13 protein-coding genes are annotated in these 13,565 nt (G+C 52.1%); 8 read left to right on the plus strand and 5 right to left on the minus strand.

The genetic code is table 11. The annotated features are described in order from the left end of the window. Positions 1–16 precede the first annotated feature (16 nt). The 6 genes from entE to OGV75_RS11385 all read left to right on the plus strand — a co-directional run bounded on the left by entE (position 17) and on the right by OGV75_RS11385 (position 6,220). Positions 17–1,627: a (2,3-dihydroxybenzoyl)adenylate synthase EntE gene (gene entE, locus OGV75_RS11360; RefSeq protein ID WP_046275113.1), complete on the plus strand. Its 1,611-nt coding sequence runs from the start codon at positions 17–19 to the stop codon at positions 1,625–1,627. 13 nt (positions 1,628–1,640) lie between these two features. Further along, entirely contained in the window at positions 1,641–2,498 is an 858-nt protein-coding gene (locus OGV75_RS11365) for an isochorismatase (protein ID WP_016152199.1), read from the plus strand. Then, on the plus strand, positions 2,498–3,253 hold the full coding sequence (gene entA, locus OGV75_RS11370) for a 2,3-dihydro-2,3-dihydroxybenzoate dehydrogenase EntA (RefSeq protein ID WP_103765998.1): 756 nt from the start codon (positions 2,498–2,500) through the stop codon (positions 3,251–3,253). The genes OGV75_RS11365 and entA overlap by 1 nt, the downstream gene beginning before the upstream one ends. A gap of 2 nt (positions 3,254–3,255) precedes the next feature. Beyond that, positions 3,256–3,669 carry a proofreading thioesterase EntH gene (gene entH / locus OGV75_RS11375; RefSeq protein WP_029139447.1) on the plus strand — a complete coding sequence of 138 codons (414 nt, stop codon included), beginning with the start codon at positions 3,256–3,258 and terminating at the stop codon, positions 3,667–3,669. Positions 3,670–3,853: 184 nt separating this feature from the next. Further along, positions 3,854–5,959: a pyruvate/proton symporter CstA gene (gene cstA / locus OGV75_RS11380; RefSeq protein WP_286480680.1), complete on the plus strand. Its 2,106-nt coding sequence runs from the start codon at positions 3,854–3,856 to the stop codon at positions 5,957–5,959. Between the two features lie 63 nt (positions 5,960–6,022). Then, on the plus strand, positions 6,023–6,220 hold the full coding sequence (locus OGV75_RS11385) for a YbdD/YjiX family protein (RefSeq protein WP_019076244.1): 198 nt from the start codon (positions 6,023–6,025) through the stop codon (positions 6,218–6,220). A gap of 103 nt (positions 6,221–6,323) precedes the next feature. Here OGV75_RS11385 and OGV75_RS11390 read toward each other — a convergent pair whose 3' ends face one another. Beyond that, positions 6,324–7,412, minus strand: a complete 1,089-nt coding sequence (locus OGV75_RS11390) for an oxidoreductase (protein WP_181546381.1) — start codon at positions 7,410–7,412, stop codon at positions 6,324–6,326. 132 nt (positions 7,413–7,544) lie between these two features. Between OGV75_RS11390 and OGV75_RS11395 the strand changes: the two genes are divergently transcribed. Further along, positions 7,545–8,705, plus strand: coding sequence for a pyridoxal phosphate-dependent aminotransferase (locus OGV75_RS11395; RefSeq protein ID WP_286480681.1), 1,161 nt, complete (start codon positions 7,545–7,547; stop codon positions 8,703–8,705). Here OGV75_RS11395 and OGV75_RS11400 read toward each other — a convergent pair whose 3' ends face one another. From OGV75_RS11400 to dsbG, 4 genes are all read right to left on the minus strand, one after another. Further along, on the minus strand, positions 8,706–9,323 hold the full coding sequence (locus OGV75_RS11400) for an IbrB-like domain-containing protein (RefSeq protein ID WP_046275109.1): 618 nt from the start codon (positions 9,321–9,323) through the stop codon (positions 8,706–8,708). Then, positions 9,308–10,531: a phosphoadenosine phosphosulfate reductase gene (locus OGV75_RS11405; protein ID WP_131351919.1), complete on the minus strand. Its 1,224-nt coding sequence runs from the start codon at positions 10,529–10,531 to the stop codon at positions 9,308–9,310. Before OGV75_RS11405 ends, OGV75_RS11400 begins: the two co-directional genes overlap by 16 nt. A 149-nt stretch (positions 10,532–10,680) precedes the next feature. Next, entirely contained in the window at positions 10,681–11,601 is a 921-nt protein-coding gene (gene citR, locus OGV75_RS11410) for a DNA-binding transcriptional repressor CitR (protein WP_053388572.1), read from the minus strand. A gap of 205 nt (positions 11,602–11,806) precedes the next feature. Next, positions 11,807–12,553, minus strand: a complete 747-nt coding sequence (gene dsbG / locus OGV75_RS11415) for a thiol:disulfide interchange protein DsbG (protein WP_286480682.1) — start codon at positions 12,551–12,553, stop codon at positions 11,807–11,809. A 374-nt stretch (positions 12,554–12,927) separates the two neighbouring features. On the opposite strand from dsbG, the gene ahpC reads away from it, so the two are divergent. After that, positions 12,928–13,491: an alkyl hydroperoxide reductase subunit C gene (gene ahpC, locus OGV75_RS11420; RefSeq protein WP_004859485.1), complete on the plus strand. Its 564-nt coding sequence runs from the start codon at positions 12,928–12,930 to the stop codon at positions 13,489–13,491. Positions 13,492–13,565 lie beyond the last annotated feature (74 nt).

Raw genomic sequence — 13,565 nt, forward strand, 5'->3', positions numbered from 1 at the left:
CCTCTAAGGAGCGATAATGAGTATTCCTTTCACCCGTTGGCCGGAGGAGTTTGCCCGCCGCTATCGTGAAAAAGGTTACTGGCAGGATTTGCCGCTGACCGACATTCTGACCCGTCACGCCGACAGCGACCATACGGCGGTGATCGATGGCGAACGCCACCTGAGCTATCGCCAACTGAATCAGGCCACTGACAATCTCGCCTGCAGCCTGCGCCGTCAGGGGATCAAACCCGGCGAAACCGCGCTGGTGCAACTGGGCAACGTGGCTGAGCTGTATATCACTTTCTTTGCGCTGCTCAAGCTGGGTGTAGCTCCGGTGCTGGCATTATTCAGCCATCAGCGTAATGAACTTAACGCCTATGCCAAACAGATTGAACCGGCGCTGCTGATTGCCGATCGTCAGCATGCGCTGTTTAGCGGGGACGATTTTCTTAACGCTTTTGTGGCTGAACACAATTCAGTGCGCGTGGTGCAACTGCGCAATGATGAAGGCGAACACAATCTGCAAACGGCGATAAGCCAGCCTGCGACTAATTTTTCCGCCACGCCATCGCCTGCTGATGAGGTGGCCTATTTCCAGCTTTCAGGCGGGACTACCGGGACGCCAAAGCTGATTCCTCGTACCCATAACGATTACTACTACAGCGTGCGTCGCAGCAATGAGATTTGCCGCTTCACCGGGGAAACGCGTTATTTATGCGCGATCCCGGCGGCGCATAACTACGCGATGAGTTCGCCTGGCGCGTTGGGGGTATTCCTGGCTGGCGGCACCGTCGTGCTGGCGGCTGACCCGAGCGCCACCCTGTGCTTCCCTCTGATTGAACAGCATCAGGTTAACGTCACGGCGCTAGTGCCGCCAGCGGTGAGCCTGTGGCTGCAGGCAATTGCGGAGTGGGGGAGCAATGCGCAATTGGCTTCGCTGACGCTGCTACAGGTCGGTGGGGCACGGCTTTCCGCCTCGCTTGCGGCGCGTATTCCGGCGGAGATCGGCTGCCAGCTGCAGCAGGTCTTCGGCATGGCGGAAGGACTGGTGAACTACACCCGTCTGGACGACAGTCCTGAACGTATCATCAATACCCAGGGCCGCCCGATGTGTCCCGATGATGAAGTCTGGGTAGCAGACGCTGACGGCAACCCTTTAGCCGAGGGAGAAACCGGGCGCCTGATGACGCGTGGCCCATACACCTTCCGCGGCTACTTCAACAGTCCTGAGCACAATGCCAGCGCCTTTGACGCCAACGGTTTTTACTGCTCCGGCGATCTGATCGCCATCGATCGAGATGGCTACATCACCGTCCAGGGACGCGAGAAGGATCAGATCAACCGCGGTGGAGAGAAGATCGCTGCAGAAGAGATTGAAAACCTGCTGCTGCGCCACCCGATGGTGATCCATGCCGCGCTGGTCAGTATGGATGACGAACTGATGGGCGAGAAAAGCTGTGCCTGGTTGGTGGTAAAAGAGCCGCTGCGAGCGGTGCAGGTGCGTCGTTTTCTACGCGAACAGGGCGTAGCGGAATTTAAATTACCTGACCGCGTGGAGTGCGTTGAGTCGTTACCGCTGACTCCGGTTGGGAAAGTAGATAAAAAACAATTACGTCAGTGGCTGGCATCACGTTCACTGGCCTGAAGGAGAATAAGAGATGGCAATTCCTAAACTGCAGGCTTATGCGCTACCCACGGCGCTTGATGTTCCGGTGAACAAAGTGGACTGGGCGTTTGACCCCGAACGCGCCGCACTGCTGATCCACGACATGCAGGACTATTTTATCGGTTTTTGGGGCGATAACTGCCCGATGATGGAGCAGGTCGTCGCTAACATCGCCGCACTGCGTCAGTACTGCAAAGAGCATAACATTCCGGTGTATTACACCGCTCAGCCGAAAGAACAGAGTGATGAAGACCGCGCTCTGCTCAATGATATGTGGGGACCGGGACTGACGCGTTCGCCGGAACAGCAGAAAATCGTTGAGGCGCTGGCGCCGGATGAAGCGGATACCATTCTGGTGAAATGGCGTTACAGCGCATTTCATCGCTCCCCGCTGGAACAGATGCTTAAGGAGACCGGACGTAATCAACTGATCATTACCGGCGTGTATGCGCATATTGGCTGTATGACCACCGCAACAGACGCCTTTATGCGCGACATCAAGCCGTTTATGGTTGCCGATGCGTTGGCAGACTTTAGCCGTGACGAACATCTGATGTCGCTGAAATACGTGGCGGGACGCTCCGGGCGTGTGGTGATGACTCAGGAATTATTACCGACGCCGGTACCGGCCAGCAAAGATGCGTTACGCAGCATTATTCTGCCGCTGCTGGATGAGTCCGAAGAGCCGATGGATGACGAAAACCTGATCGACTACGGACTGGATTCCGTGCGCATGATGGCGCTGGCGGCGCGCTGGCGTAAGGTTCATGGCGATATTGACTTCGTGATGCTGGCGAAAAACCCGACCATTGACGCCTGGTGGACGCTGCTCTCTCGCGAGGTGAAGTAATGTCAGGATTTGACTTCGCAGGGAAAACCGTCTGGGTAACCGGCGCGGGAAAAGGGATTGGCTACACCACCGCGCTGGCGTTTGTGAAAGCGGGTGCTGAGGTGACAGGATTCGATCGTGAATTTTCTCAGGATAACTACCCGTTTGCCACCGAAGTGCTGGATGTGGCGAATGCTGAACAGGTGGCTGAGGTGTGTCAGCGCGTCCTGCAAACGCGCGAGCGGTTGGATGTGTTGGTCAATGCGGCGGGTATTTTGCGTATGGGGGCCACCGATGCGCTGAGCATTGAGGAGTGGCAGCAGACGTTTGCGGTTAACGTTGGTGGGGCGTTCAATCTGTTTCAGCAGACGATGGCGCAGTTTCGTCGCCAGCAGGGCGGGGCAATCGTGACCGTCGCGTCGGATGCGGCGCACACGCCGCGTATCGGTATGAGCGCATACGGTGCGTCAAAAGCCGCGCTGAAAAACCTGGCACTGACCGTCGGACTTGAACTGGCAGGCAGCGGTGTGCGTTGCAATGTTGTTTCGCCAGGCTCGACCGACACCGACATGCAGCGTACGTTGTGGGTCAGCGATGACGCGGAGCAACAGCGCATTCGTGGGTTTGGCGAGCAGTTTAAGCTCGGCATTCCACTGGGGAAAATCGCTCGTCCACAGGAAATCGCTAACACGATTTTATTCCTCGCTTCCGATCTGGCGAGCCACATTACGCTTCAGGATATCGTGGTGGACGGCGGCTCCACGCTGGGGGCATGACGATGATCTGGAAACGTCATTTAACGCTGGATGAACTGAATGCCACCAGTCAGAACACGATGGTGGCGCATTTAGGCATGGTCTATACCCGACTGGGGGATGATGTGCTGGAAGCCGAAATGCCGGTGGATAGCCGGACGCATCAGCCGTTTGGTCTGCTGCACGGCGGCGCGTCGGCGGCCCTGGCGGAAACATTGGGTTCGATGGCGGGTTATCTGATGACTCGCGACGGGCAGTGTGTGGTGGGTACGGAACTGAACGCCACGCACCATCGGGCGGTTGCGCAGGGGAAAGTGCGCGGCGTTTGCCAGCCGTTGCACCTCGGGCGTCAGAGTCAAAGCTGGGAAATCGTCATCTTTGATGAGCAGGGACGACGCTGTTGCACCTGTCGTTTAGGCACTGCGGTGATGGGGTGAGTCGCCCGACAAAGTAAAATGAAATTGCAGGGTTAACGGCTAAATGAAGTGATCCAGTTAACAATGCAATGTAAATACTCAGTGATACTTCGGGTTTACATGGTTGTCAGGTTGTTAAATTCAGAAAAGATGTTATAGAAACAAAATGTAACATCTCTCTGACCAGGACAACGGAAAACCAAGTATGAATAAATCAGGGAAGTACCTCGTCTGGACAGTGCTCTCCGTTATGGGAGCATTTGCCCTCGGCTATATCGCATTAAATCGTGGCGAACAGATCAACGCGTTGTGGATAGTCGTGGCGTCGGTCTGTGTCTACCTTATCGCTTACCGTTTCTACGGCCTGTACATCGCGAAAAATGTACTGGCGCTGGACCCGACGCGTATGACGCCTGCCGTGCGTCATAACGATGGTCTGGACTATGTTCCTACCGATAAAAAAGTGTTGTTTGGCCACCATTTCGCGGCGATTGCTGGAGCGGGTCCATTAGTTGGACCGGTGCTGGCGGCGCAAATGGGCTATCTGCCGGGTATGATCTGGCTGCTTGCCGGGGTGGTACTGGCGGGGGCGGTGCAGGACTTTATGGTGCTGTTTGTTTCTACCCGTCGCGATGGTCGTTCCCTTGGCGAACTGGTGAAAGAAGAGATGGGCCCAACGGCGGGTGTCATTGCGCTGGTGGCCTGTTTTATGATCATGGTGATTATCCTCGCGGTACTGGCGATGATCGTCGTGAAAGCGCTGACCCACAGTCCGTGGGGAACCTACACCGTCGCCTTTACTATCCCGCTGGCGATCTTCATGGGGATTTACCTGCGTTATCTGCGCCCGGGCCGCATTGGTGAAGTGTCGGTCATCGGTCTGGTATTCCTGGTGTTTGCTATTATTTCCGGCGGCTGGGTGGCTGAAAGCCCGACCTGGGCACCGTACTTTGACTTTACCGGCGTACAGTTGACCTGGATGCTGGTGGGATACGGCTTTGTCGCCGCCGTACTGCCGGTGTGGCTGCTGCTGGCGCCGCGTGATTATCTCTCTACCTTCCTGAAAATCGGTACCATTGTTGGTCTGGCGGTAGGGATTCTGATCATGCGTCCGACGCTGACCATGCCTGCGCTGACCAAGTTTGTTGACGGTACAGGCCCGGTCTGGAGCGGTAACCTGTTCCCGTTCCTGTTTATTACCATCGCCTGCGGTGCGGTCTCTGGTTTCCACGCGCTGATTGCCTCCGGCACCACGCCGAAGATGCTGGCGAATGAAGGTCAGGCCTGTTTTATTGGCTACGGCGGGATGCTGATGGAATCCTTTGTCGCCATTATGGCGCTGGTGGCGGCCTGCGTTATCGACCCGGGCGTCTACTTTGCGATGAACAGCCCGATGGCTGTACTGGCACCTGCCGGAACCACCGATGTGGTTGCGTCAGCGGCACAGGTTGTGAGCAGTTGGGGCTTTGTTATCACGCCTGATACGCTGCATCAGATTGCGAACGATGTCGGCGAACAATCCATTATCTCCCGCGCAGGCGGTGCGCCGACGCTGGCGGTGGGCATGGCGTATATTCTGCATGGTGCACTGGGCGGAATGATGGATGTGGCGTTCTGGTATCACTTCGCCATTCTGTTTGAAGCCCTGTTTATTCTGACGGCGGTAGACGCCGGTACGCGTGCCGCACGCTTTATGCTGCAGGATCTGCTGGGCGTGGTGTCACCGGGTCTGAAACGTACCGATTCGCTGCCTGCGAACCTGCTGGCAACGGCGCTGTGTGTGCTGGCCTGGGGTTACTTCTTGCACCAGGGCGTGGTGGATCCATTGGGTGGTATTAATACCCTGTGGCCACTGTTTGGTATCGCCAACCAGATGCTGGCCGGTATGGCGTTGATGCTTTGCGCGGTGGTGCTGTTCAAGATGAAACGTCAGCGCTACGCGTGGGTGGCGCTGATACCAACGGCCTGGCTGCTGATTTGTACCCTGACCGCCGGCTGGCAGAAAGCGTTTAGCCCGGATGCGAAAATTGGCTTCCTCGCCATCGCTAACAAGTTCCAGGCGATGATCGACAGCGGTAATATTCCGGCGCAGTACACTCAGTCGCAGCTGACGCAGTTGGTGTTTAACAACCGCCTGGATGCGGGCCTCACTATCTTCTTCATGGTAGTCGTTGTGGTGCTGGGTCTGTTCTCCATCAAAACTGCACTGGCAGCACTGAAAGAGGACAAACCTACGTCGAAAGAAACGCCATACGAACCGATGCCTGAGAATGTCGAAGAGATCGTGGCGCAGGCGAAAGGCGCGCACTAATATTCTCTTAACCAACGAGCCCTCTCCTGAATGGGGAGGGCGTTTGTTCGACAGGGAACCACTATGTTTGAAACGCTCTCTAAAGCCGGGAAGTATTTAGGTCAAACCGCCCGATTAATGATAGGTGTGCCGGATTATGACAACTATGTTGAGCATATGCGCGTCACGCATCCGGACCTGACGCCAATGACCTACGAAGAATTTTTCCGCGAACGCCAGGATGCGCGCTATGGGGGGAAAGGCGGCGCGCGCTGCTGTTAATGCTCTTCATCATTCAAGCTACAGGCGTGTTCACCCTGGTCACTTACTCTAGTAAGCACCAGGGGGGCGCTGCGTTGCCGCCATCAGGCATCCCACACCATAATCACACCGTAAACGATTCTACTTTTTCGAACGCTGCGCGCAGCGTCTGTGGCGTTAACGTTACCGGCAGCGCATGAATGGACTCCACCGGGCGCAGGGTGTGCGCAATCACGTTGTCGATTTCGGCGCGGTTGTTGATGTCCACTTCCAGTTGAGCCAACCGGGTTGGCAGGTTGAAGCGCTGATAGGCGGTAATTAACTGCGCCAGCACATCATCTTGTCCCAGCAGCGCGCTCTGCACCAGTATGCCGTACGCCACTTTGGTGCCATGCAAAAACTTCTCCGTTTGCGGGAGCACGGTCAGGCCATTATGTACCGAATGCGCCGCCGCCACGCGGGTGTAGCGCTCACCCAGACCGCCGACCATGCCGCCTCCGGCAATAATTGCATCCACTACATCGCAAAACGTGCGGCTTAACGTACCTTGTTGCTTATCGACCAGCGCCTGCTCGCTGCTTTCCAACAGGACGTCGCGGATCGTCTGCGCAGCATGGATACCCAGACGTACGGTCAGAGGCAGGTTTTCCGGCTCAGGCGCGAGCACGACGGCCTCGTACCATTTCGCCAGCGTGTCGCCGATCCCCGCCAGTAAGTATTCTTCAGGCGCATTGAGAACGATCTCTGGCTCGACCAGCACGAGGAAATTGGCGTCAGCGAAAATTTCGAAATGCAGCGCCTGGCCTGCATCGTTGTACCAGACGGAGAGCGGTGTCCATGCGGCGCAGGTCGCTGCGATAGTAGGAATACCGACAAAAGGCAGACCCAGACGACGAGCCAGCGCTTTGGCTGTGTCGAGCAATGTCCCGCCGCCCACACCAATCACCACGCTGCGATTGTCTCCTGACTCTTTTGCCAGTTGAGTAACATCGGTTTCGCTGCAATGTCCCGTAAACAGCAGGTGCCTGGCATCGGCAAGATGAAATGCCTCAGGCAGATAAGGGCGGGCCGCGTCGATGGCGCGTTCACCGTAAACCCAGACGGCGCGTGAGAGTTGCTCTGCGGTGAAAAAATCGTTGAGTCTTGACAGGCTGCCGGGATGGGAAAAATAGTTGGCCGGGCCGGTGACGACGCGAATCTCGGTATTACTCATGTTGTGTTGTCCTTTTGGCTGTCCTGTCAATGCAGGTTATTTTTATATAGACGTCTGAACGTCTTGATTGCCAAATACTAGCATCCTGCTATAGTGGCTTCAACCACAACATCACACGCTGGGATAACAATAATGAGTAATAACCCGCTGATTCCGCAAAGCAAACTGCCTAATCTTGGCACCACTATCTTCACGCAAATGAGCGCGCTGGCGCAGCAGCATCAGGCCATTAACCTCTCGCAGGGATTTCCTGATTTTGACGGGCCACTCTTTTTGCAGGAACGTCTGGCGTATCACGTCGCGCATGGCGCAAACCAGTATGCGCCGATGACGGGCGTACAGCCGTTACGCGAAGCCATTGCGGATAAAACCGCGCAGTTGTACGGCTATAAACCTGATGCGAATAGTGAAGTGACCGTGACGGCGGGGGCCACAGAAGCGCTGTTCGCCGCAATTACGGCGCTGGTGCGTCCTGGCGATGAGGTGATTTGTTTTGACCCGAGCTACGACAGCTATGCGCCCGCGGTCGAATTATCCGGCGGCGTAGTTAAACGTATCGCGCTGCAACCGCCGTCTTTTCGCGTCAACTGGCAGGAATTTAGCGCTGTACTCAGCGAACGTACCCGACTGGTGATCCTTAACACGCCGCACAACCCTTCCGCCACCGTATGGCATCACGCCGATTTTGATGCCCTGTGGCAGGCAATTAAAGAACGTGAGATCTTTGTCATTAGCGACGAAGTTTATGAGCACATTTGCTTCGCCGGACAGGGACATGCCAGCGTGCTGGCGCATTCACACCTGCGCGAACGCGCCGTTGCCGTTTCATCGTTTGGGAAGACCTACCATATGACCGGCTGGAAAGTCGGCTATTGCGTTGCGCCTGCCGCCATTAGCGCTGAATTACGCAAGGTACACCAGTATCTGACGTTCTCAGTTAATACGCCGGCTCAGCTGGCGCTGGCGGATATGCTGCGGGAGGATCCAACACACTATCGTGAGTTGCCAGCCTTTTATCAGAAAAAACGCGATGTGTTGGTGAACGCGCTGCGTGACAGCCGACTGGAAATTTTGCCGTGTGAAGGCACCTATTTTCTGCTGGTCGATTACAGTGTCGTCTCCACGCTTAACGACGTTGAGTTTTGCCAGTGGCTGACCAAAGAAGTGGGCGTTGCCGCGATCCCGTTGTCGGTTTTCTGCGCCGATCCTTTCCCGCATAAGCTGATTCGCCTATGTTTTGCCAAGCAAGAATCGACGCTGCTGGCGGCAGCCGAACGTCTGGTTGCGCTGTAGTTATTTTACTGTCCAGGCTTTGGAGAAGCGACGGTCGGCAAATAACTCTTGCAGACCGTTAATTTGTTTCAGACGTAAAACCTCATCGTCGTCCATACCTAACTCTTTACTGATTTTCTCTGCGCTCCATCCCAGGAGCGATAATTCACGAACGATTTCCGACATGGCATGAATTTTATGCCGCCCACGGGCACGGTTATGACGAATTGTCGCTGCCATGCGTTCATGGCGTTCACGCTGTAAACAGGTGACCGGCAGGTAGCCATGCAGGCGTGATTTCAGCGACGGTTTGCTTTTACCTAGCTCATGACGGTGGAAACCATCGACAATTTCGTATTCTTCCGCCGTGGAGTGAACTACCACGATGGGCTGCGTGAATCCGTCTGCTTCGAGGGATTTCTGCAGCAGTTTTTTCTCCGGAGGCGCAACGTTATTGGGGTTATAGTCATTGGGTGAGATATGCTCATTTTTAATCCATAGTACACAATCTACTGGCTCTTCGCGAAAAGGGCTGACGCTGTGGATAGCCATTCTGAATTGGTTGATTGCTTCAATTCGCTCTTCTTCTGACAGCCCAGAAAGAAAACCAGTGAGTTCTTGAGTTAGTCGGTGTTGCATAAGATTCCCCATTGCTGGCGTTTTATTTTCATGCGTTCATTATAACGTTGGTAGTTTTTGGGTTTTGTGGGGCTGAATGACAGCGCCCGGCACCAGTAGTCGTTATTCAGCAGGACTTTACAGATACGCCGCCACGACGGAATATCCGCTGAGCCAATATCTTTTTCCTGAGTTTGCGGGATATTGTCCATGCCCTTTTTCTTATACCACTGCAAATAGATGGCGATTTTATTGCGATAATGCTCAGCGGTCGTTTCCGGCATACTGTTGAGTAGCAGCATGGCGTATTCCTGCCAGTTTAAATGTTCGGGTTTCAATATTTTGCGGTGCCCGTAAAAATGGTTGTCGTGACCGGCATAAATTCCGCCACTTTTTACACCGCTGACACGGGCGCACATGGCTGCCCAGCGCTCGGGTTCAATGACGTGATATAGCCATAATCCCTGACGCTGTTCCGGGCCAAAGGGCTCACAAATACGCATGTAACGTGTTGGGACACCGGCCTGATACATGAGATTGTATAAGGGATTGCACGACATTCTGGTTTTTGCGAACCAGGTCCAGATATCGGCAGTTTTCCAGTCATAAATCGGGTAAATATACCAGGTATGCCCGCCGGGGGCGCTGGTGGTCCAGGGTTTATCATCGGCAAAGCGCTGCTTTTGCGAATTGGCAATGGCGACAAAACGATTATATGACTCATCGGCGCGGATCCCGACCATCATGCCGGCTGGACGTTTCTCTGAATACCAGTCAGCGAACTCGCGAACAAATTGTTCAAAGGTCATGCCGGGTTGATAGAAGGAGAAATACTCTGGATCGGTTATGGCATCCGTGGGAGGCTGGCGAACCCACGGAGTACCTGGTTCCCAACACTGCCATTCTGGCTGAAATTGAGAGAGGGAATTCTGGGTGGTGAGCGGTAAAGCCACCCAATAAAAGCGCTCGATGACATCAGAATAACGTGCACGAAGCGCCTCAACATAATCAATAGTGCAGGAAAACTGGGCTTCCCAGTCGATAAATAGTACGTCAATTTTTTTATGCAGTTGGCGTGCAAGCATAGCTGTCAGATGTAGCATCAGTCCTGAATCTTTCCCGCCGGAGAAAGAGACACAAACCCGAGGCAGAGTTTCCAGCGCCCAGGTTATGCGCTCCAGAGCGGCGTCCAGCACGTTTTGATCAAGCGGGATTTTATAAATAGACATATTAAACTCATATCAAAATTATTATTTAAAACAATAACAAATGCTGACAATAAGATATGCTAATTTTTTCCAGGTGCAACGTTTTAATACATTCATGGCTATTTTGAATTATGCTCATTCATAAATATTTAAAATGAATAGGTAAAGTTCTACTTGGTAGTTCTTTGATCATGTTTATCATTTATTTTATTAATTAAATTAACGAAGCCAGTATTGTTGAGTGATGCTCTGTTATACATCAAAAATAAATTTATTTTTGGCAAGGGAATATCGATACAGATCTCTTTTAAATTAAATGATCCGGTATATTGTTCGTAAATATCTCTTGGTAGCAGACCTATGATGTCCGTATTTGAAATAATGTTAATGATCGTTATTAATGAGTCGCTGCGGAAGCCAACATCTCGATTAGCCAGCAATGTGCTGGTTTGTTGCCAGTATTCCTTAACGCCTGTATCTTCAGAAATAAGTTGCGTGAACTGTTCTTTTAATATTGTTTCAAGCGTACTTTCTCCATTAATTCTCGGGTGGTTTTTGTTGCAAACTAATATTGTTTCGACAGTTTTAAATGGCGAGCATATTATCGAGCGATTACTCACTGGAGCGGTAGCAATGACTAAATCTGCTTTTCTGTAAGCCAACAGATTTTCCGTACTTTCAGCAGTGATGAGTATGTTATGGTGCTCAATTTCGACATGAGATTCTTCTCTGACAAAATGAATAATTTCCTCGATGTTGATAATTGTTGGTAGTTGTGGACAGTAAATAATGAATTTTTTCTTCAGACTGGAGTTATTCATGATGTTTATTGTCTGCTCCAGACTGTTGAGATTTTTCTCAAGATGATGATGAAGGTTAATCCCCATAATCGTTGGTGTTATGCCTTTTCCGGAGCGGATAAACAGTGGGTCATTAAATTGTGTGCGTAGCCGTTGCAGTGACTGGCTAACGGCAGAGGGGGTGATATACAAAGTTTCGGCAGCTTTAGTGATACTCAAATGTTGATAAATACACTCAAAGATAACCAATAGATTGAGATCGAACTTTTTAAGGTCATAGAGGTTAGCCATACATACCTTCCTGTGATGGTCATGTTTTGAAAAATTTAATTCTGAAATATTTTAAGTTGTGAATATTCTTGTGGTTTATGTTTGTGTGCTTAATGAATTATTAATTTAAACTAAAAATAGCACATGTTGCGTAATTTTGACCAAAAAAGTTAATCTAAATGAGTGATTGACATGGGAATGATAACAACCACTCATTTTTTCACATTTATTTATTACCCATGATAATGTTTAATTTCTCCTTATCCGGTAAGCCGATTTCCTGTTGTAACGTATCGTCTTTACTCATGTAATAGATAGCCGGCGTGACGTTGGCGCCTAAATCATCCATCAACTTTTGATTGATATTCAATACCTTCATCTGCTCCGGTGAGACGGAGGTCGGGATTTGTAGCTTCATTTTCCCACCGGATGCCTCATAGTCATGCCAGGTCTTGGCCGGATCTTTTGCGGCCAGAATCGCTGCGGCGGTAGCCGGGCTTTCGGGTTTAATTACGCCAACCAGTAATGTGCGCAACTGAACTTTACCTGAGTCCACCCACGGGCGAGCCTGCTGCCAGAACTGTTTGCAATAGGGACAGAAGGGATCGGCAAACACGTAAACAATGACCGGAGCCTCTTTTTTCCCGTCCAGAATCCAGGATGCTTTTTCCATTCGCTGCCACATTTCGCGCCCGGCAGGGGCGTAGATCTCTTTTTCTATCAGCGTATTACTGAGGTTTTCGCCTTTTTCGTTATACATATAACCGGAAATGGCGTGTTTACCGTCAGGCGTAACATAAATAGTAACGCCCATATCCTGGTATTTTCCCAGGTAGCCCTTCATTCCACCCGGCGCGTCGAAGGGTTTCAGAATAGTAATGCCCTGTTTCTCAATAGCTTTAATGGGGGCAGGAAGTTCTTCGGCGTGCACCACGGCAGGAAGCAGGGTTAAGAGTAAGGTACGTTTAAACATTGATTTTCCTTATAAAATCAGAAGGAAAGGGGGCTAAGTTGCAAAACCTATCGCAGCCATAGGTAAGATCGACCGTCTGTCGATTGCCCTTTCTTGAGTGGGGTGATGTAATCCCAATCGCTGTTACGACCTTTGTTAAGGTAATGTAGAGCGCAACACATAGCCAGCCCTGCTGGCACTGACGTTACCTGCGGGTAGCTCGGGTAATGAGGCTCCCTGCAAAGGGGGCCTTTTTTACTTTTATCTTTAGGTTCACAACATGAGTTTGAGTGGGTTGTTAGTTAACGCTTATTGATTTGATAAAGGAAACGCATTAGCCCTGCGAAGAGATTTTCGTTAACTTATCTCTCAACGAAAACACGGAGGAAGTACAGATGTCTTTGATTAATACCAAAATTAAACCTTTCAAAAACCAGGCGTTCAAAAACGGTGAGTTCATCGAAGTAACCGAGAAAGATACCGAAGGTCGCTGGAGCGTCTTCTTCTTCTACCCGGCTGACTTTACTTTCGTTTGCCCGACCGAGCTGGGTGATGTGGCTGACCACTACGAAGAACTGCAGAAACTGGGCGTAGATGTCTATTCCGTATCTACTGACACCCACTTCACCCACAAAGCATGGCACAGCAGCTCTGACACCATCGCGAAAATCAAATACGCGATGATCGGCGACCCGACTGGCGCCCTGACCCGTAACTTCGACAACATGCGTGAAGATGAAGGTCTGGCTGACCGCGCAACCTTCGTTGTAGACCCGCAGGGTATCATCCAGGCAATCGAAGTTACCGCTGAAGGTATCGGCCGTGATGCGTCTGACCTGCTGCGTAAAATTAAAGCCGCACAGTACGTTGCCTCTCACCCAGGTGAAGTTTGCCCGGCGAAATGGAAAGAAGGCGAAGCGACCCTGGCTCCATCCTTAGATCTGGTCGGTAAGATTTAAGTCGCATAATTTGTCGGCCGGATAAACGCAGTGCATCCGGCCATTCCACAGGCGCAAGTTTGCGCCTGTTTCAT

The sequence above is a fragment of the Citrobacter sp. Cb028 genome, from assembly GCF_030336705.1.
GTDB lineage: Bacteria > Pseudomonadota > Gammaproteobacteria > Enterobacterales > Enterobacteriaceae > Citrobacter > Citrobacter braakii.